Annotated in this window: 26 protein-coding genes; 3 read left to right on the forward strand and 23 right to left on the reverse strand. The window is 37.3% G+C overall.

Annotated features, from left to right (window positions below; translation table 11 throughout):
* Positions 1 to 20 precede the first annotated feature (20 nt).
* The 6 genes from Aba26S_RS18275 to Aba26S_RS18300 form a co-directional block, all read right to left on the reverse strand.
* The gene (locus tag Aba26S_RS18275; RefSeq protein ID WP_033917498.1) at positions 21 to 629 is read right to left on the reverse strand and encodes a hypothetical protein; all 609 of its coding nucleotides are present in this window, start codon (positions 627 to 629) and stop codon (positions 21 to 23) included.
* A gap of 31 nt (positions 630 to 660) precedes the next feature.
* On the reverse strand, positions 661 to 1494 hold the full coding sequence (locus tag Aba26S_RS18280; RefSeq protein ID WP_033917499.1) for a hypothetical protein: 834 nt from the start codon (positions 1492 to 1494) through the stop codon (positions 661 to 663).
* A gap of 12 nt (positions 1495 to 1506) precedes the next feature.
* Positions 1507 to 2148, reverse strand: a complete 642-nt coding sequence (locus tag Aba26S_RS18285; RefSeq protein ID WP_038350028.1) for a hypothetical protein — start codon at positions 2146 to 2148, stop codon at positions 1507 to 1509.
* A 220-nt stretch (positions 2149 to 2368) separates the two neighbouring features.
* Entirely contained in the window at positions 2369 to 2899 is a 531-nt protein-coding gene (locus Aba26S_RS18290; RefSeq protein ID WP_038350029.1) for a hypothetical protein, read from the reverse strand.
* A 200-nt stretch (positions 2900 to 3099) separates the two neighbouring features.
* On the reverse strand, positions 3100 to 3573 hold the full coding sequence (locus Aba26S_RS18295; protein WP_227504915.1) for a hypothetical protein: 474 nt from the start codon (positions 3571 to 3573) through the stop codon (positions 3100 to 3102).
* A gap of 88 nt (positions 3574 to 3661) precedes the next feature.
* On the reverse strand, positions 3662 to 4096 hold the full coding sequence (locus Aba26S_RS18300) for a DUF6573 family protein (RefSeq protein WP_038350030.1): 435 nt from the start codon (positions 4094 to 4096) through the stop codon (positions 3662 to 3664).
* A 150-nt stretch (positions 4097 to 4246) separates the two neighbouring features.
* Between Aba26S_RS18300 and Aba26S_RS18305 the strand changes: the two genes are divergently transcribed.
* Positions 4247 to 4744: a cold shock domain-containing protein gene (locus Aba26S_RS18305; protein WP_038350031.1), complete on the forward strand. Its 498-nt coding sequence runs from the start codon at positions 4247 to 4249 to the stop codon at positions 4742 to 4744.
* Between the two features lie 69 nt (positions 4745 to 4813).
* Here the strand turns inward: Aba26S_RS18305 and Aba26S_RS18310 are convergent, their stop codons facing one another.
* The 9 genes from Aba26S_RS18310 to Aba26S_RS18350 all read right to left on the reverse strand — a co-directional run bounded on the left by Aba26S_RS18310 (position 4814) and on the right by Aba26S_RS18350 (position 10876).
* Positions 4814 to 5152, reverse strand: coding sequence for a hypothetical protein (locus tag Aba26S_RS18310; protein WP_042892733.1), 339 nt, complete (start codon positions 5150 to 5152; stop codon positions 4814 to 4816).
* 157 nt (positions 5153 to 5309) lie between these two features.
* A complete protein-coding gene (locus Aba26S_RS18315; protein WP_042892735.1) occupies positions 5310 to 6407 on the reverse strand; it encodes a phosphohydrolase in 1098 nt (365 codons plus the stop codon).
* Positions 6408 to 6583: 176 nt separating this feature from the next.
* A complete protein-coding gene (locus tag Aba26S_RS18320) occupies positions 6584 to 7060 on the reverse strand; it encodes a hypothetical protein (RefSeq protein WP_005006052.1) in 477 nt (158 codons plus the stop codon).
* A 72-nt stretch (positions 7061 to 7132) separates the two neighbouring features.
* Entirely contained in the window at positions 7133 to 7447 is a 315-nt protein-coding gene (locus Aba26S_RS18325) for a hypothetical protein (protein WP_005006055.1), read from the reverse strand.
* Positions 7448 to 7459: 12 nt separating this feature from the next.
* Positions 7460 to 8302: a hypothetical protein gene (locus tag Aba26S_RS18330; RefSeq protein WP_005006057.1), complete on the reverse strand. Its 843-nt coding sequence runs from the start codon at positions 8300 to 8302 to the stop codon at positions 7460 to 7462.
* Positions 8303 to 8552: 250 nt separating this feature from the next.
* Entirely contained in the window at positions 8553 to 9083 is a 531-nt protein-coding gene (locus Aba26S_RS18335; protein WP_005006061.1) for a hypothetical protein, read from the reverse strand.
* A gap of 43 nt (positions 9084 to 9126) precedes the next feature.
* A complete protein-coding gene (locus Aba26S_RS18340) occupies positions 9127 to 9690 on the reverse strand; it encodes a hypothetical protein (protein WP_043041417.1) in 564 nt (187 codons plus the stop codon).
* A gap of 145 nt (positions 9691 to 9835) precedes the next feature.
* Positions 9836 to 10594, reverse strand: coding sequence for a Fic family protein (locus tag Aba26S_RS18345; RefSeq protein WP_005006069.1), 759 nt, complete (start codon positions 10592 to 10594; stop codon positions 9836 to 9838).
* A gap of 69 nt (positions 10595 to 10663) precedes the next feature.
* Complete coding sequence (locus tag Aba26S_RS18350) at positions 10664 to 10876, reverse strand: hypothetical protein (protein WP_005006071.1); 213 nt, start codon at positions 10874 to 10876, stop codon at positions 10664 to 10666.
* Between the two features lie 197 nt (positions 10877 to 11073).
* On the opposite strand from Aba26S_RS18350, the gene Aba26S_RS18355 reads away from it, so the two are divergent.
* Complete coding sequence (locus Aba26S_RS18355) at positions 11074 to 11529, forward strand: hypothetical protein (protein WP_005006073.1); 456 nt, start codon at positions 11074 to 11076, stop codon at positions 11527 to 11529.
* 104 nt (positions 11530 to 11633) lie between these two features.
* Here the strand turns inward: Aba26S_RS18355 and Aba26S_RS18360 are convergent, their stop codons facing one another.
* The 6 genes from Aba26S_RS18360 to Aba26S_RS18385 form a co-directional block, all read right to left on the reverse strand.
* Positions 11634 to 12068, reverse strand: a complete 435-nt coding sequence (locus Aba26S_RS18360; RefSeq protein ID WP_252322563.1) for a hypothetical protein — start codon at positions 12066 to 12068, stop codon at positions 11634 to 11636.
* Positions 12069 to 12554: 486 nt separating this feature from the next.
* Positions 12555 to 13049, reverse strand: a complete 495-nt coding sequence (locus Aba26S_RS18365) for a hypothetical protein (protein WP_005006076.1) — start codon at positions 13047 to 13049, stop codon at positions 12555 to 12557.
* A gap of 93 nt (positions 13050 to 13142) precedes the next feature.
* Positions 13143 to 13568 (reverse strand): hypothetical protein, encoded by a 426-nt coding sequence (locus Aba26S_RS18370; RefSeq protein WP_005006077.1) that lies wholly within the window; start codon positions 13566 to 13568, stop codon positions 13143 to 13145.
* Between the two features lie 41 nt (positions 13569 to 13609).
* Positions 13610 to 14503 (reverse strand): hypothetical protein, encoded by an 894-nt coding sequence (locus Aba26S_RS18375; protein ID WP_043041418.1) that lies wholly within the window; start codon positions 14501 to 14503, stop codon positions 13610 to 13612.
* Positions 14503 to 14931, reverse strand: a complete 429-nt coding sequence (locus Aba26S_RS18380) for a hypothetical protein (RefSeq protein WP_005006083.1) — start codon at positions 14929 to 14931, stop codon at positions 14503 to 14505. Before Aba26S_RS18380 ends, Aba26S_RS18375 begins: the two co-directional genes overlap by 1 nt.
* Before the next feature lie 227 nt (positions 14932 to 15158).
* A complete protein-coding gene (locus tag Aba26S_RS18385; protein WP_043041419.1) occupies positions 15159 to 15983 on the reverse strand; it encodes a hypothetical protein in 825 nt (274 codons plus the stop codon).
* A 186-nt stretch (positions 15984 to 16169) separates the two neighbouring features.
* Between Aba26S_RS18385 and Aba26S_RS18390 the strand changes: the two genes are divergently transcribed.
* A complete protein-coding gene (locus Aba26S_RS18390; RefSeq protein WP_024160744.1) occupies positions 16170 to 16496 on the forward strand; it encodes an H-NS family nucleoid-associated regulatory protein in 327 nt (108 codons plus the stop codon).
* 79 nt (positions 16497 to 16575) lie between these two features.
* On the opposite strand, the gene Aba26S_RS18395 is transcribed toward Aba26S_RS18390, so the two are convergent.
* Both Aba26S_RS18395 and Aba26S_RS18400 read right to left on the reverse strand, forming a co-directional pair.
* Positions 16576 to 16845 (reverse strand): hypothetical protein, encoded by a 270-nt coding sequence (locus Aba26S_RS18395; RefSeq protein ID WP_038350036.1) that lies wholly within the window; start codon positions 16843 to 16845, stop codon positions 16576 to 16578.
* Positions 16845 to 17189 carry a hypothetical protein gene (locus Aba26S_RS18400; protein ID WP_038350037.1) on the reverse strand — a complete coding sequence of 115 codons (345 nt, stop codon included), beginning with the start codon at positions 17187 to 17189 and terminating at the stop codon, positions 16845 to 16847. Before Aba26S_RS18400 ends, Aba26S_RS18395 begins: the two co-directional genes overlap by 1 nt.
* Positions 17190 to 17290: the final 101 nt, after the last annotated feature.

Consider the following 17290-nt stretch of genomic DNA (forward strand, 5'->3'; position numbering starts at 1 on the left):
AACCATGTCATAGTTAATGATTAAATATATTCTTCAACCGTACTGGTCATAAGTTTTTTCATCTTGTAAGGTTTGTAATGAGGAATATAACAAGGCTTGCAAACTGATTCATAGGTTTTGGTATCAGAATGATAATAAAAACGATCCAGTGGTTCATAACCGTTGCAATGATGGCAATAACGCTCAAAACCCAATGAAGTGAAGATCATCTTCTCCATAAATGCTTGTTTTTTATGTTTTGCTTTAAGTGTGGGTGAGTTTTTGACTTCACAAGAACAGATGTAATCTTGGTAACTATCTAACTCTGGTGATTCTTGGTATATACGAACAAACCGACTTAAGACATTAGGATCAAAAATATTCCATTGCTGGTCATGTTCTGAAAATAGGAAATATCCATCTGCACCTGATGGCATTTCTTTACTGTATTTCGAGTAATGGATAACATGTTTTTCCGTTGGCTCAAAGTCATTCAGGAACATTCTCAAGGTATTGAGGTTCGGGAATTGGACTTTCATTAACTGTGCTTGAGTCACCAGATTGGATCTTGATTCGTAGTTCACCAGAACCATAAGTTTACGGCTTTTGTCGATTCTGCCGATGATGTAATTATAGATATGATCAGACATTGTATTTTCTCCTATTCCATAGAGATCCATGTTAAGAACATGGATCATTACCAAAAAATGCAATGAGATCGTTGCTCTGGTAGCTAAACTGCAATTCGGTGTAGTCCATTTTCAGTGTGCTATCTAAGTACGGTGTAATGTCGAGTTGCACGAATGAATCAATAAATTCATTTTCTGCGCCATACGCATCTATTGAGCCTTTGAACAGCTCCAGTACATTGCATGTTACATAGTCGCCAATTTCTGATTTATGTGTCTTACATGATGGTAGTAGTGCCAAGTCATTCAGGATCACTTGAACATGAGTGCCATCATATGAGCCTTGATATAGGCTGTAATGTTTTTCAGGATTCAAGATACATTCAAGAACTAAATCAAAGTTGTTGCTGTAAGAGTTACGCGTAGCGACATATACACTTTCTGCTACTGGCTTTTCAACTTTGGTGAGTGTGATTGAGTCTGAATGCTCATAAGCGAACAAAATAGGGTCGTCTACGTCTTGTTCTTCATCTGGCTCAATGTCCATTAACGCCAAGCGTCTATCTTTGGTTTCTTGGTCGAGAATTTCCCAACCATCGATAGATAAAGTACCGCCGTCAGCAAGTTGAATGAGAACAGGGGTTTCTTTGTCCTGATCCGTATTGTCCAGAATGGTGAAGATCCCTAGTAATCGAACCCATGAAGTGATTAACTGGCAAATGGGTAGGTTTTCATTAATTTCATGGCGATTCTTGCAAGACTCGCTAAACATCGCCAGATTTTCAGGGTGATTAATATCAATATAGACATTGTGCAAAACAGCATCAGCACTGGTGTTGTTTGGTGCTTCGTAGCTCAATTCAATCAATAAGTATTTTTTAGACATGATCAATATTCCTTAGTACAAAACTTCAGTGCCAACAACGCAATCCAAAAACTTACCTTGCAGATCAAATACTAAAAATTGTTGCAGTTCTTTTTGTGTCGAGTGGATGTTAAAAACAGGCACAATCAAGCTGTCTTTTTCAAATAGGTTATGGTTGTTAATGACGAAATCATGAGCTGAATAGCAATGACCTTGCAGATATACACCGCAACGCATCAGCTTATCTAAATCAAAAGATTGAGAGATGTAGTGAACATCTTCTGGTGCATATTCACTGGCAATATCTCGGCTATATGCAAGATTGACTTGCTTGACCAAGCTTTGTTGAAAAAAGTCGCTGTCATGCACTTCTGAACGTGCGATGTCAGTAACAACTAAAATGGGTTGTGTTTCCCAAAAAATGCTGAGCAATTGATTAAAATCAAGATGCTCAGGGAATTGAACTTTTGAAGTAATAACGCCCCAATCATCAAGGGTTAAAGATAGAAAGTTTCCGTAATGATCAAGCGGAATAACCGTTAATACATTAAGGTCTTGATGCAATTCTTCGTTATACGAAAAATCAGCAAGGGAATGACCTGTATTTAATTCAGGATTCACAATAATGTTTAATGTTTTAGAACGGTTTGTAAAAAAATCAAGTAGGCTTTTCATATCTTCAACTCCAAGTTATAAGCAATTGCTTAGGTATGAATTAATTATATTTGTGAAATATCCCTTAAAAACTTTTCTCAAATTACTTATGGAACTGGCAATGAAAAATTCCAATATTTTTTTAATCAATTAAAAAACATCGTATACGTCATAAAATCTAAAGGCATAAAAAAAGAGGGTAGACCTTTATTGGATCTCCCTCTATTTGTTTAATGGTTTCTTATGACAGGTTGTTTTTAAAGTACTCAATCAGTCTTAAATAAACAGTGTTCGCCATAAAATGTGAGCTATGCAGCGCATTAAAATCTGCGACATCTTCAAAACATTCAGTCAGTAATGCACTGGCGAAACCTTTATTCCATGTATTGAACTTTTCCAGTTCTGCATCTGACAGCAAATCATATTGAATCATGTCATTAATGGCCTGGCGTTGTAAATTAATCGCCACATCCATGACTTCGCCCTCAATCAATGCATGAGAATCATCAGGATTGAATCTAAATGATTCGTGAGCGTCTGCGATGACTTGAGCCTGTAACGGTGCATTGACTTCAATGCAGTAGGCTTGTGACTTGTGTTGGTGAAATAAAACGACATCCAGTTCAATGTTAAAAATAAACTGCGGATCTGCTTTGGTTGCTACGCCAATCACATTGATGACGCAACTTGGTAAACCGTCATACGCTTGGGTGAAGCTTTGTAGCAAGTGGCGCACATTAGCAGTACCAGCATTAAATTTTTGTAGTTGCATTGTCGTATCTCCAAGTTTTAAGCAATGAGCTTTGATGTAATAATTATATCGGTGCATGTAGACTGAATAACTTTTCAGTAAAAGTATTTCGGCTGATAGGCTCATGATTTCAAGTTATTTTTAATCAATTAAAAACACCGTTTACGGCCATCATCTTATGAAAGGAATAAGCTATGGGTGCTTATTCCTGGTGGGTGTAATTAGTGCGGTTCTACGTCATACGTGTTTTCATTTTCTTTAAGTCTGGCTTTTTCACGCTTCAGTCTTAAACGCTCCTGATGTTCCCTGTATAGGTTGGTGAGTTGACCGACTGGCAAATGTAGAAACTTTAGATCAATGTTTCTTACCCAACTATCAACAGCAAGCTTTTTGCTTTTTTTAACGTCTGGCACTTCGTAATGATCACGCTTGATTGCGCCTTTTACGGCATTTAACACGAGATCCGCGGTAGCTTCATTCCAGCACTTGAATAATTTAATGCCTTTAAACGCCTTATATTTTGCTGGTACTTTTTCACTGTACTTAAACAGCTCTCCAGTAGATGTCACGGCGATAAACCAGTCACAACGGACAAGCTTCATCGTTTCTATACGTTTTAATTCGTTTTTTTCTCTTTGTTGTTCTATTTCTTGCATATTTGCAAAGCCGAATAAGTCAGGGTTGTCAATTTTCATAGTCGCCATTTGAATTTTTTATACCTCTCAATGAACGTTCGGATCTCAAAAAAACCTAGCATTGGTTGGTCAATGCTAGGTGTTGTGTTTATTGGTCTTCAGGCATCATAAAAGTAATGATAGGCTCACCATTCACACCAGGCCCAACCGTAGCAATATTGGTGATTAAGGTGTCAGAAAAGGTATGCGGTGTATCTTGTAGAGCATATTTAAACTTAACGCTTTGGTCATTAAGTGCAACTGAACCACGAACGCTCATGTTCAACATATCAAAGATGGTATATCCCATTAAATCATTGATTTTTTCTGCATCAGCTTCCGTACCATTCGGAAAAATTGCTTTTGCAGCTGTCAGGTGCTTGTTATACAAGTTGCTTGTAATATAAACAGGGAACTTATAGAACTGTTTGCAATCTTTGGCATGTTCTTCTTTATCGCTAAGGCAAATAATCACGCCCTCTTCTAAAGCGTCTTGTAAAGAAAAAACAGTGATGACTTCAGCACCAGCGAAAAAATTATTCATAATAGCTACTCCATGTTTTAAGCAATTGCTTTTGATGTTTTAATTATAATAAATCCATAAACCTTAAAACTTTTTTTTAAAAAAAAGATAGTATTTATTTAGGTTTAACAAATATAATTAATATAGCTTTTAATATATATGGGGTTTTAGGTGGTACTAACAGGAACAATTAAAAAATATAATAATGAGCGTGGTTTTGGTTTTATATCTACGAGTAATTTTGGTGATGTATTTTTCCATATTAAGGATTTTCAGAAAGGCGAACAGCCAATAGTAGGTCGAGAGGTCTATTTCGAGGTAGTTAAAAAAGAAAATAAAAATAGGGCAATCCATGTTTACTATTCCGACCATGAACAAACGCATGACAAGCAAAAATCATTGCCACTATATCTATGGATAATTTTTATTAGCATAGCTATTGGGGTGGCATATCTAGGTAGCATTCAATTAAAGAAATATCTATATAAAGATAATCAAACTACAAATGTTATATATCAAAAGCCAGTAGCCTATAAGTGCGATGGTCGTAAGCATTGCTCTCAAATGCGATCTAAAGAAGAAGCTGATTGGTTTGTGAAAAACTGCCCAGATACCATGATGGATGGTGACGGCGATGGCGATGCTTGTGAAAATGATTCAAGGTGGTAGTTGTATAGTTTCAGACAATAAAAAATGAGCTATTAATACTTAATTAATAACTCATTCCTTAGGTTGATTTTAGATTTCTGCCAGTGTTTTACCGTCTTGTAATTCATTAATCTGCGCCAGTGTGACAGCTTGAGCGTCATATTCTTCTGTCACATACGATAAAATTTCTTCTATTGAGCATTCACCAACTACACCCCAAAGCACAAAATTGGTATGGGTTTTTTCATTCCAGACCTGCTCAACTTGTTCTAGATCCAGATGCCCAATACTCACCAAAAGGTCATAAGCCAATGCCCAATTTTCGTAACGGCTGACAGATTCATCAATGATAGGATCATCAGACATTAAATAGGTCATCATTGCCTTAGCTTTACAGAACTTTTGCATTGTTTCGTTTAAAGTTGTCATAAACATCATCTCATATTGATTGGTTTAAAATCATTTTATGCTGACAGGTGGTGTCAAAAACTTATTCAAAAACAAAATTATTCCAAACCATTTTTAATCAATTAAAAAACATCGCTTGCGGTTTTCATCCTAAAAAGGTGCCAAATGGCACCCTAATTTACAGCGATCCACAACCCTCCTTGTTGAATGCGCCTGGTGGAACCGTCCAGTTATCCGTGAACACTGGTAGGTAATAACTTTCAATTTTGGACTGTACCAGTGCTTCCATATCCTGAATGTCGAATGGCTCAATGCCATTGCTCAGACTGACGACATCGATCTTTGAGCGACTGATCGTACAATCAAACTTTTGTTCATAACCAGCGATCAGCTGAGCGCGTTCCGGGTAGTAGGTGCTGATGGTTGACCAGATTTTAGGGCTGTTGAAGATACAGGTCATGCATGAGCTACGGCCCCAACCTAAGCGATATGGCACTGGTGGCGTAACCTTGTACTTCTCCAGTAACGCCCATACTTGCTCTTCAGTGAAGTGAAGCACGTTCTTCCACCAGTCAACGCGTCTTGCTTTCTTACCGCTTCTACGGTCGCATGGGTGCGGTTCTAGCTGGTTGTACTTACTGCGGTTTGGCGACTCTTCACGGCGTTCACCAGTGATAAAACAAATGTTCTTGCCGTCAAAGCGTTCTTGGTTGTTCAATGCTCTGCGTCCGACATCGATCTTTAACGCTGAAGAACACCAGCGCGTCATGAGGCTGGCTGCTTGTTGTGGGAACTTCAAGCGTGTGCCTGGTTTACTGCGGTTGTTGTCGCGTTCAAGCTTAATTAAGCCCTCTGGTGTTTCTACGAAGTGGGGTTTTGAGTAGCTGTTTTCTTTGAGCATTTCGCCAAGGAAACCGCCCTCGAGCCAACTGAAGTACAATGGTGTGTCGAATGCCTGAGCGAATGCTTTGGTATAGTTTTCCATGAACACCCAATCCATGAACGGCTGGTTTTCTTCATCAATTTTGTGGTGCCAAAGCTCAATTTTGCTTTTATCTACTCCAGCCTCCAGTAAGCGCAAATACGCTGCAATCGAATCCTTACCGCCACTTAAGCAGACAATAAAAATGTCATAGATACTTAGATCGATGTCTGGTGCTTCATGAAAAACATGCTCAGCCAGTTCTTTGTTTAGATCGGTACCAGACAGCAACTCCAGTTGCCCGGCTATTGTTGGGATGATGACTTGATCATCGTACTTATGCGCTGTATTCATTCGACTTACTCCAGATTTAAGGCTTTGTGCCTTGCTTGCTATGGATTAAGTATAGAGGGGTGTACCAGGGGAAAAACTTTTCTCAAAATTTAAAATTATTGAAAATATTTTAACCAATTAAAATCATCGTAAGCGGTTATAACGTCTAGCAAAACGGCATTGCGCCGTTTCGGTGGTTACTTATATTTTTGGATGATGCGTTCAATAAATCGAATCATTGTGTCCTTATCAATTTTGGCCTGGTCGTAATTGTCATAGCTAAACATCACCAAAGCATCTTCCTGAGTGATGCCAAAAAACTCACGTACTGCTTTCCACTGGTAAACGACTGGTACAGTGACAACAGGCGCATCTTTTAGCTCTTCATTGCTGAGTATTTTTTCATACATGAAGATTGGCCCAACAGAACCATGAAAATTGAAACCTAGATTTTGGAAATACTCGACAGACGTAGCCCAACCAATCAGGCATCCTACAATATTTTTATCTAACAATTCTTCAGTGGTGAAACCTGAAAAGAAATCGGTGTGTTGTTCTGTATGGCTTGCGTCATAATCACGCCAAATGTCGAAATCAAAGCTTTCATCAGGAATGACCTCGATCACTAGCTCAATCAGCTTTTCTAAACGCTCAACGGTCGTTGCTTTGTTCATATCTGCTCCAAGTTTTAGGCGGTGTGCCAAAAGGGGTAGCGGTACATACTGGCGCACGTACCGCTGTTGGACTTACAAATCCAGTTGAATTAAGAACAGTGGTAAAGGTGCATCACTGTCTTGTGTAATGAGCATAGGCAAGAAGAAACTAAATCCCTCAAAAAACACGCCCATGTCGTAATCATCTTGAAAATAAAAGGGCTGTGAAGTGATACTGACATTCTCAATAGCACTAATTAGTGCCTCGATGTTGGTATGTTTTGCTGTATCGATCACATACACACGAAAACCGGCTTCTGTGGTGTTCGGTATCTGTTGTACTTGCTGTGGCAAGTAAAAGCCAAGTTCGTTGATGGCACTGACGAATTGCGGATTTTCAATTTTCATGGGTAGGTTTCCTTATTGAACTACTTTTGCGTTATTTAAATTTTGCAATGCGATATGCGTTAAACGTTGATTAATGATTTCGTCATACGGCGAAATGAAATCCTCTTGCCAGTTATGCATGAGATATTCGATCGGGTATGTTTCCAGATATTCTTCTAATGCTTCATTCGGCTTAGGAACGAAAGCTAATGGCTCTTTAATGTTGTAATTGCTGGCGATATATTCCAGTGGATCACAATCACCTGGTACGTTGACCGTAGCAATAAACTCAAGATAAGCACCATCGGGGAAAAACTTATTGAAGCAATCAACCACAACAGATATTTCACGGACTTCATCATCATTTAAAGTGAACTCACGGACTTCTTTATCCAGTGCAACAATTGAGCTAGATAACAAATGGTCAAGGTCTTGTGGACGGATGTTTACACGATCAATAACATGGTTGATATGATCAATAATCTCGTCTTTGATTGGGTCTTCAAAAGCGTAGTTGCTCTCAAAAATAATATGATCGACATCTTCATAATTGAGTCCAAAAAACTCACGTACTGCTTCAGAACCGCGATAAACAACATTTGTTTTGAGTTCTTCATAAGTGAATGGCTCACCAGTATTCGCACGGAATGGCGCATAAAGGGGAACGCCGTCAAACAACATGAAGTTAAGTCTTCTAAAAGTAGCATCAGCTGTCGCCCAACCCATGACGCAACAATCAGCATCACTAAGTAAAAGCTGAGCAAAAGTCACATTTTCGGTTTTTGAATCCGTGCGCCATTTGTCCAGATCAAAACGTTCATGTGGTACTTGCTTAATAATATTTTTTAAATGATTTAGCTTATCTAGTTGATGCATTAGAGGACTCCAAGTTTTAAGCAATTGCTTTCGATAGAGTCATTTTATTTAAAAAATACTAATGAATAACTTTATTGAAATTAATTAACCGACCTAAAACACGTAAAGGATATTTAAAATATTTTAATCAATTAAAATCATCGTATACGTTTTAAGCCATGCTTAGACAGCGTATATACCGGTCTATTTTTCTAATGCAAAAAAAAGAGTACTTAAGTTCGGACTTAAATACTCTTAATGAGTTGGGGCATTATTCCCGATTGGCTAAGTTGAAAAATAGTGAATACATTGCATTCTTAAATAACCAAAAGGTGAGGGGATTATCCGCTTCATCTTTAGACTGGTGGCGAATGATATTCCAGTTGAAATACTTTTCTGAATAGCCCATGTGAGTGACATAAGCAAAATTACGAACGTCATTTTCTGAAACGTATTGGAATGCTTGTTTAAGCTCATTTTGGGTGTTTTGTTCGCCGTCATGGTCAAAAGCATCAGCTTCTAAGATAAGTTCGCGCATGCCGACCATAGCAAGGTATATGACTGCTTCAAAGTCATAGTTCATCATGCGTAGGAAGTGTTTTTTCAAAAAGGCTTCGTCAATGTGTTCAACTTCTTTGTAATTTTTAAGTGCGCTTAGACCATGCACACCAAAGATATATTTAAGTACACGAAATTGAGCGCATAACGGCAAGTTTTCACCCTCCACATGTGAGCAAAGGGCGGTGTAGCGGTTCATGTCGATGACTGAGCTTAGAGATTGTTTTAAAGCGCCTAATAGCATTGTTATATCCTTTTTCGGGTTTTGTTTATTGTATGGTGTACGGTTAAGCAAGAAATGTGTTAACTAAATGAGTTGTGTCATGGTGTTGAGATAACTTTTCGGCATCCATGTCGTTATGTTCTTCATAGATAGTTTTTAAGGTTTTGATGGTTTCATGCATCAAGGTTTCATGATGCTCAGTATTGAATTTGAACTTGTGGCACTCTTTAGCAAGGGATACACGAACTTTGAATTTTTCTAAAAATTCGATGGTTTTATTGGTGGTGTCGTTTTCACATCCAAAGTAACAAACATTATCAATATGCAATGTGGTTGTTTTCAGCATTAATGGATTTTTATCAAACACAAAATAAGCAAAAATGCAGTTTTCACGACTGTTGTAAGTAATGTAAGACTTCTCAACATTAATTGCGTCCACTGATTTAAACCAAACAACGCCATCGTCATAGGTTTCAGCATGGCTTGAGAAAAGCATATAAATTAAGGTGTCGATAATTTCTGCGGTGCTGTTGCCGATAATTAAATGATTCAGACTTGAATCACTTCCGTTTGTAAATTGGTATTGAGCGACCACTTTATTTGCAAATTGATGTGCTGCGTTATTCATTATTCATCTCCAAGTTTCGGACAATATTTTCCTAAGGTTTTATTTTAATCTGAGTCACTTCATTATAAATTTTTCTCAAAAAAAAAGATTCTTTTTTCAAGAATCTTTTAATCAATTAAAAGCTATCGTATACAGATTAATCTAATTATCCGTAACTCGGTGAATCATCATCATTTGATTTATCCTGGTCATTTTCCTGTTCTTGCTCTTGTTCTTCCGTATTTTCAAGCTTCAGGACTAGATCGTATGGTTCAATGATATTGTCCATGACTTTTAAAAGGTAAGAGAGGTCTTGTTCCATCGGTTCTAGGTTTTCATAGTTTTCACCGACATAAAGCTCTTGATCTGTCAGTGAACGTTTAAACGCATAGTTCCAATCTGATACGGCGACCTTGCTATATACCATGGTGTAACCAGCATCATTGGCCAGCTGGTTCATCATCAGTTTAGCAGCGCGACCGTTACCCTCTTCAAAAGGGTGAGCTTCATTTAACTTGGCATAAAGCTGAGTGAACTCTTGCACAAACTGGTCTTTGTCCAAACCTTTCAGGTGGTCTTTTTCTTTAACCGCCTGTGAGAACTTATTCAGTTCATCAGGGATCAGGTTTTTATCTAGGAAATGACCGATTTCATAATTACCGTTCGGGTCGATCGCACGTTTAGAAATGTCGTCCAGACGCACTTCTCCAGCCCAATCGTAAATATGCTCAAAGATTTTTTCATGGATTTTAGAGAGGTGGTCGAGATCGTAATTGCCACGTAACGGCGAAATTTCCATTTTCGCTATTCGATGTTCCGTGATTTCTTTTTCCAGTGCCTTTTTATAGTCGCCTTGCGCTTGGCAACTGGTAGGTTGAGATAAGATGTCTTTCGCATCTAAATAAAACTCAAGTTTATCGTCCATATTGTTCTACTTATGAGTGATTGGGTTTGGTAATCCGCTGTAAGCTAGATTAGGTTGTATTCGCGATGATTAGGCTTTGTTTTTAAGTGCATTCCATTTCTTCATCAATGCAGCTTCTTCCTCGTCAAATGTTGTTTGACCAGTTGCTAAGCGCTCCATACGTGCGTTTGATGATGCTTCACATGCTTTAACAATGTGAGGGGAGAACTCTTGAGCTACATTGCCTTGAGCAGAACGGTATGCAGCACGTACACGGTCTTCGTATTTTACTTCTTCAGACATATCGGTTTCCTGTATCAACAATCTGTAAATTACAATAATTGTAACCCCAAACAAGGGGGCGATTCTTGCTAAATTGCGTATAAACAATCTTATTGGTATATACCGATTAACAAAATCAAATAAGATTAAAATTCCAAAAAAATCAAATATCGTATATTAAGTATATAATTTAAGTATATACAGGAAAGTCGTTAAACATGAACGTATTCAAAACACTAAAACTATCTGCAGTTGCAATAATCTCAGTGTCTATGTCGTGCGCTGTTTTAGCTAATAGTTCTTTAAATAACCTGAATACAAACAGCTTAAAATCTGCTGTTGCGCTTTCTCCTACTGCTGAAAACAAACGTAAAGTTGAGCGTTTACTTAACACTAAAACACCGTACCAGATTGAAACTGGTGCGGTACTTAAAAAAGTGAAGTATTCAAAACACTTTAATATGAACGTTCAGATGTCTAGCAAAACTGCAGATAAATACTCTTCTGATGAAACTGACTCTTTAAACCGCTTTGTGAATGAAAAGATTCATCCGTTTTATTGCTCTGTATTCGCCAATGCTCCAGTTAAACCAGATCTGTATGTAGACATCGTGGACAATCAGGGTAAATCATTCTTTGGAAGTGCTGAGCGTTATTCAGATACTTGCCAATAGTTTTAAGGGCTAAATATTACATAGATCTGTTAACGCCGTTTTAGGCAAAAACAAATAGACCGCTTAATTGCGGTCTATTTGTTTTTATACTGACACCTAAAACCTTATGGAAAGGTCTTAGGTAGCACCGCTGTATAGCCTACGATCTTGCGTATTTTGATCTGCATATCAAGATGCAACGGCTGTACTGTCAAACGATTGAAGTAAGACTTAATCTCGCGCATCCACGCATGGAAACGATCATCGCAATGACGCATAAGCTTCTTAAGGTGATTGCGGTCAGCTTCTTGTAAGAAACTGAGTTCGCTGTCGATTGACCAAAGATCAATATCCTGATCATCTATACATAACAAGTACTGCGTATCAACGACCAATGAAGATACCAACTTGCCTTGGTCTTGCTTGTAGATCAGCTCAAAATTAACTTGTGCATCTAAAGCGCCGTTGATGTTTTCGATTTGAATGTCACGGCGTAAACGTACTGGTAGCTCCAGCAGTACAGTATTCTTATTTGACTGGTAATAATCAGCACGGAACAAGGGCAAAAAATCTAATTAAACTGACCTTGAATAAGAAATGCGTTCAAGTGTTTTGTGTTTTTTTATTCACCTTTCAATTTTAAAGAGCCAGGCGTTTTGCGTCTGGTTCTTTGCTTTCTGGTATATACCAAGCACATTTTGGTAATGTGCATTGACCAATCTCAATCATAAAGTTTCAGTTTTAAACCTTATTTATCGCTACGATTAAGCCAGTTGCTAGATGGGCTTTAAGATATGAATGCATCAAGTACAATAGCTTTAATGGCTGTATCTATTGGTTTTCCAGTGGTATTAAACTTTGACTTTGCTTTTACTTATTTAATTGGTTTTACCTTATTCGCCTGCACGATCGGTTTAATGTTTATGATTGTGTTTTTTGTTTATAACAGTGCTGTGACGGAAAAGATTAGCGCAATAATTAAAAGGATGTTCTTTTTTTCTGGTTATTGCGCTTGTGTATTAGGTGCGGTTTTCCTTACAAGATGTCTAGTTTAGTACGTTAATGTTTAATGCATATTTGCTAAATAAGTAATACCCAAACATACAGATCGCTAATGTAATTACCGTCACTTTACGCGTTGAGTTCACAACTTCAGCACTGTCTTTCTTGCTATTAAAAATACCAACTTTGATCAACTTAAACACTGAGTCTAAAAGGGTGATTGCAAACCACGTTCCTAAAAAGTAAATTGCCATGGTCAAATATTCCTGTTTGTGCAACACATACTTATATAAATAGACCTGTGTAGTGACCACAATTAATGAAAATGAAGCGCCATAGTGCAAGGTTTTGACGGCATTGCGATGTTGTTTTTCATTGTTGATGTTAATCGCTGCGTTGATAAAACAAAAAATTGCCAATTGTCCAATGATGACGACAATCCCCATTGCAAATAATTGGATGTTAAGACCATAAGCCTTTTTCACTAAAATTACGGCGCTTGCAAACGCAAGGAACATTAAATATATGAGATATGGCATGATTTTCTTGGTATGAAGCGATGATATTGGATGATTCTAGGCTAAGGTTCAAAAAAAAAGAAGTATGCTGGTCGCAACATACTTCCGATCTGATCAGGCTTCTACGTTCTGATTGATATAGTTTTTGTAGGCTAACTTCACTTCACTTAAAAGGGCTTCTTTCAAAACACCTTTGTCTTTTATCGTTGGATTGTGCAAACCAAGTGACGCACGGCGCTGTTGAGTGGTGTTTTTATTGGCATCTGTTACCCAAACTGAGTCGATATAATCATCAACTAAAGCATGCAATTCGTTTGGTTTTACTGCATTGTCTAAATTGGAAAGTATAGCCTTATTGTTTACGATCGCTAAACTTTCATCATATTCTCGATAGCTTGTACGTAAAGTATTCTTAAAATGAAGCAATTGATCTTCAATTTTTAATTTACCGCCATCAAGCTCGATGTCGATTACAAATGTCGTGATTTTAGATGATAGACCTAAAACACCAACTGATTTAACGCGAACAATAGTATCCATAACAACTCCAAGGTTTTGAGCAATGAGCTCAGGTAAAACGGTTAAACTTTTGTGAGATCTGCTTCAATATCTATCAGCAATTCTTTTACTGCTTTCATGTGTGGCAATAAAGTATAGGTGTTCATTTCGCTATTAAATGCACCAGCTTCAAGTTGTACACCAGCAATAAACGGCTCATTGATTAAGTTGTTGCCAATGAGATGACTTAAGCAAGCCTGTACCAGTTCGTTATTTTCTTCAGACTTAACCAGTAGGGGATACAAAACCACGAGTATTGGTAAATCACAAAACTCCATGTTGTTTGCATCAAGTAGCTGTTTAAGTGCATCCTTAATATCTTCGTTGAGAACCAACAGTTCTAAACCTTTTTTCATGTCTTTATAGGCGTTATCAATGGTCACTTCGGAAAAGTAAAACCAATCGCGCTGGTCATTGAGCATGAAGCTATCTAATGCAGCGATTTTCTGTAAGATCTGCAATTGTTCAGGGTTGAACGTGCGAATCGCTGTTCCATTGATTTTATGCTGTAACAACAGCTTTAACGCCGTTTGCGCTTGATCGTTTAACTGCTGTACTTCTTGATTGAAGAAGTTGCATAACTGATTCGACAGATCTACAAAGATAGAATTGTCATAGCAATCAGGTACCACGTTTTGAGTGGATAGCAACATAAAGCCATTTTCTGACAGCTCAGGATTCATATAGATACAAAGATTATGATCTTCGGTCAGCTCTGCAAAACCTTTTAAAGTGGTATATGCAATTTCATGATCAGGCAATTCAATACCAGCATGGATATTAATGTGGAAGCTTGGGCTTTGGTCGCCGTGGTCTTGATCTGCAGTACTGATCATAGATAACAGGGTTTCCAAAAGCGCCATATTCTTACGAATAGGCGCCATAGCTTCATTAATTAAGATAAAGCTACTATTCATTAAAGTGCCTCCAAGAATAGTGAACCCACAATATCAGTATTGAGTGGGTTAATTTCAATGAATTCGACCAGCTCCAGCGCTTTATCAAGTGTGAGTTCCTTAACGCGGAAATCAAAAAGCGTATCCTCGCCAACGCCATCAATCACACCATATGAAGACATCAACTCTTCCAATTCAGGGATATTTTGATAATTTTCTTCAGCCAAGTTTTCCAAGGTCAAAAGGGCATTATCTACATGTGATTTGAACATGTGGGCAAGGAAGAAAGCCAAACGGTTCTCATGAGGTGCACGAATGAAGAAATACTCACTATGCTCGTCATCGTTAGAATCCTGGCGTGACGCTTTAACCAAAAACAAAGGTAAATTGTCAGTACCGCCGTGAACTTCGTTAAAATCGATCGGGCAAAAATTAGGGTTTAAATTCATGAGCTTTCTCCAAATTTTAAGCTATTTGCTTGATTAGGTTTCATTATATTAAGAATATGAACGGATAAAGTTTTTTAAAAAAATACTTATTTAAGCATCAAGAAAGAATTAATAATGACGAGCGCCATTGCAGCGCTAAAAATAAAAAACCTTTTTTAATCAATTAAAAAAACATCGTTTACGTTTTTAAGCGCAACTTTAAGAGATTTCTCTCTTAAAGGCTTGGTTTATTCAAAAGTGTTGGTGTATAAGTCGGTTTTAATGAGGTTTAATACATACTGGCATTCAGTCAGTAGATTTGCATATTCATCATCAAAGCATTGTTCTTCTTCAAGCATGATTTCTATATTTAAAGGTTCAACCACTGTGTAAGGCTCTTTAACGCCAGTTTCTTTATAATTTGAAATAATGACCTGAATTGCTCCAGATGCAAAGTCACCCTCAAGCGTGTGGCTATAGTAGAAACGGTTTCTAATATCGCTGTGATTACTGTCGATTAGTTCTAAAGCTGTACCAAACTTGTAGGTAGTCAGTAATTCTATAACGTCTTGGGCGAACACTGTGTTTAATGAGTCGTCAGTTTTTAAATTGAACGCAATGTCATTAAACCTTTTTAAGATTTCTTGCTCTTTAGACTCGTTAAAGTCTTTGAAATATTCGTCAAACTTATGCTCACCATGACTCGACAAAAGTTTATGGTGGTAGTTGTATTCGTCTACCACAGTCAACAGGTCAAGTTTTTGCAATAATTCAAACTCGTCTTTTGTAATTTCTTTAAAACCTAAAACGTAAAAAGAATCACCGCTGATTTCCCAAGAGTCATAGCGAGTTTTAAAATCATGTTCTTCTAATAAGGTTTCAATGTCTTCAAGTTCTTCACTCTCATAGCTTGAATACTTAAACAGGGTGTAATTAACCAATGCCATTAAAGCTGGCACTTCTGAAATTTTCTTAGAGGCATATAAGCCGATATTAAAATCACAAATACGGATACCAATTGGTAGTGCTGATGTTTCGTTAATCGCAAGATTCATCATGAGATACTTGTGCATATTAATTTACCTAACAGGTTGAATGTATTTTTAGATTAATGGATTTAAAGTGGGAATAACTTATGCTTAAAAATTAGAATAGCCATGGAATAAGTCGAATATTTTAATCAATTAAAAGTACCGTATGCGGTTGTAAACAAAACGCACTGGTGTATATTTGATATATCCAAATTTTCGAGATTAGTTATGGAAGTTGAAAACCTAAGTAAAGACCAGTTAGAAGACCTAATTAAAAAGGCACAAAACCAAATTGTTGTAGTAGAGAATAAGAAACTTGATGACGGTTATCTCAAAATGTTTGAGATCGCAAAAGAATTAGGCTTAACTATTCTTGAATTAAATGAGCACGGCGAAAATCGTAAATTAAATAAAAAGCCAGTGGTTAAAGCAGATCCTAAATATCGCAACCCGAATAACCACAAAGAAGTGTGGGCCGGTCGTGGTAAACGTCCATCCTGGTTAAATCGTGAGATTGAATCTGGTAAAACATTAGAAAGTTTTCTTATCGTATAAATATTAAAAGGGCTTAAATGATTTAAGCCCTTTTTTTAAATGCCATTGTCAGTGTTGTTTAGAGCAGGTGCGCGATTACTTAACAAAGTTCAGCTTTGATGTGTTCTAACACATCATCTTCAACACCCTCATTAGAAAATGCTTCAATGAATTCATTCAGGTTTTCATTGCTTAATGGCAAACTTCCGTATTGATCTACTGCAATCATTTGTGAGTTATGCACCAGATATTCAATACTGCAGTCAACAGAACAAAAGGTTTCTTGAATTACATCATTCACCTGATGGCCAGACTTTTTATCGTTAGTATCAATATCACTATTACAGTGAGGGCAAGTAAATAATCCCATTACGCAACTCCTTTCTCAATTAAGCTAATTACACCGTGTTCTAATTGATCATCAAACCAGTGCCAGATAATGAAGCGGTCTGTACCTTTGCCCCATAGATGAAAGTCTTCTTCGATTTCATCATCATTGTTTATCGGGGTGTTGCCAAACTCTTCCCATAATGTTTTATGGGTTTTGCCTTGCAAGCTTAATACGCCATTTTCAGAATTTGCTTCAAACCAATCTAGGATCTGATAGCGATATGTACCTTTATTCCAGATATGGAATTCGCATGGTAAGGAATTAGATTCATCAAATTGAATCTGCTGTAATTCACTCCATAACTGGTCTATTGATTTAGCCATGCTTTATAACTCCTTGCTTAATAATTCAATTTTAATAAATAAAAGCGCTCAAAAACTTTTCTTAAAAAACATCTCTGTACACGACAAATTTCATAGGATCC

This window comes from Acinetobacter sp. NBRC 110496 (assembly GCF_000876115.1).
GTDB lineage: Bacteria > Pseudomonadota > Gammaproteobacteria > Pseudomonadales > Moraxellaceae > Acinetobacter.

Excerpts from the sequence above, each read along its gene's own strand:
- Aba26S_RS18275 (WP_033917498.1), bottom strand. The coding sequence starts at position 629 with ATGTCTGATCATATCTATAATTACATCATCGGCAGAATCGACAAAAGC.
- Aba26S_RS18280 (WP_033917499.1), bottom strand. The coding sequence starts at position 1,494 with ATGTCTAAAAAATACTTATTGATTGAATTGAGCTACGAAGCACCAAAC.
- Aba26S_RS18285 (WP_038350028.1), bottom strand. The coding sequence starts at position 2,148 with ATGAAAAGCCTACTTGATTTTTTTACAAACCGTTCTAAAACATTAAAC.
- Aba26S_RS18290 (WP_038350029.1), bottom strand. The coding sequence starts at position 2,899 with ATGCAACTACAAAAATTTAATGCTGGTACTGCTAATGTGCGCCACTTG.
- Aba26S_RS18295 (WP_227504915.1), bottom strand. The coding sequence starts at position 3,573 with ATGAAAATTGACAACCCTGACTTATTCGGCTTTGCAAATATGCAAGAA.
- Aba26S_RS18300 (WP_038350030.1), bottom strand. The coding sequence starts at position 4,096 with ATGAATAATTTTTTCGCTGGTGCTGAAGTCATCACTGTTTTTTCTTTA.
- Aba26S_RS18310 (WP_042892733.1), bottom strand. The coding sequence starts at position 5,152 with ATGACAACTTTAAACGAAACAATGCAAAAGTTCTGTAAAGCTAAGGCA.
- Aba26S_RS18315 (WP_042892735.1), bottom strand. The coding sequence starts at position 6,407 with ATGAATACAGCGCATAAGTACGATGATCAAGTCATCATCCCAACAATA.
- Aba26S_RS18320 (WP_005006052.1), bottom strand. The coding sequence starts at position 7,060 with ATGAACAAAGCAACGACCGTTGAGCGTTTAGAAAAGCTGATTGAGCTA.
- Aba26S_RS18325 (WP_005006055.1), bottom strand. The coding sequence starts at position 7,447 with ATGAAAATTGAAAATCCGCAATTCGTCAGTGCCATCAACGAACTTGGC.
- Aba26S_RS18330 (WP_005006057.1), bottom strand. The coding sequence starts at position 8,302 with ATGCATCAACTAGATAAGCTAAATCATTTAAAAAATATTATTAAGCAA.
- Aba26S_RS18335 (WP_005006061.1), bottom strand. The coding sequence starts at position 9,083 with ATGCTATTAGGCGCTTTAAAACAATCTCTAAGCTCAGTCATCGACATG.
- Aba26S_RS18340 (WP_043041417.1), bottom strand. The coding sequence starts at position 9,690 with ATGAATAACGCAGCACATCAATTTGCAAATAAAGTGGTCGCTCAATAC.
- Aba26S_RS18345 (WP_005006069.1), bottom strand. The coding sequence starts at position 10,594 with ATGGACGATAAACTTGAGTTTTATTTAGATGCGAAAGACATCTTATCT.
- Aba26S_RS18350 (WP_005006071.1), bottom strand. The coding sequence starts at position 10,876 with ATGTCTGAAGAAGTAAAATACGAAGACCGTGTACGTGCTGCATACCGT.
- Aba26S_RS18355 (WP_005006073.1), top strand. The coding sequence starts at position 11,074 with ATGAACGTATTCAAAACACTAAAACTATCTGCAGTTGCAATAATCTCA.
- Aba26S_RS18365 (WP_005006076.1), bottom strand. The coding sequence starts at position 13,049 with ATGCCATATCTCATATATTTAATGTTCCTTGCGTTTGCAAGCGCCGTA.
- Aba26S_RS18370 (WP_005006077.1), bottom strand. The coding sequence starts at position 13,568 with ATGGATACTATTGTTCGCGTTAAATCAGTTGGTGTTTTAGGTCTATCA.
- Aba26S_RS18375 (WP_043041418.1), bottom strand. The coding sequence starts at position 14,503 with ATGAATAGTAGCTTTATCTTAATTAATGAAGCTATGGCGCCTATTCGT.
- Aba26S_RS18380 (WP_005006083.1), bottom strand. The coding sequence starts at position 14,931 with ATGAATTTAAACCCTAATTTTTGCCCGATCGATTTTAACGAAGTTCAC.
- Aba26S_RS18385 (WP_043041419.1), bottom strand. The coding sequence starts at position 15,983 with ATGCACAAGTATCTCATGATGAATCTTGCGATTAACGAAACATCAGCA.
- Aba26S_RS18390 (WP_024160744.1), top strand. The coding sequence starts at position 16,170 with ATGGAAGTTGAAAACCTAAGTAAAGACCAGTTAGAAGACCTAATTAAA.
- Aba26S_RS18395 (WP_038350036.1), bottom strand. The coding sequence starts at position 16,845 with ATGGGATTATTTACTTGCCCTCACTGTAATAGTGATATTGATACTAAC.
- Aba26S_RS18400 (WP_038350037.1), bottom strand. The coding sequence starts at position 17,189 with ATGGCTAAATCAATAGACCAGTTATGGAGTGAATTACAGCAGATTCAA.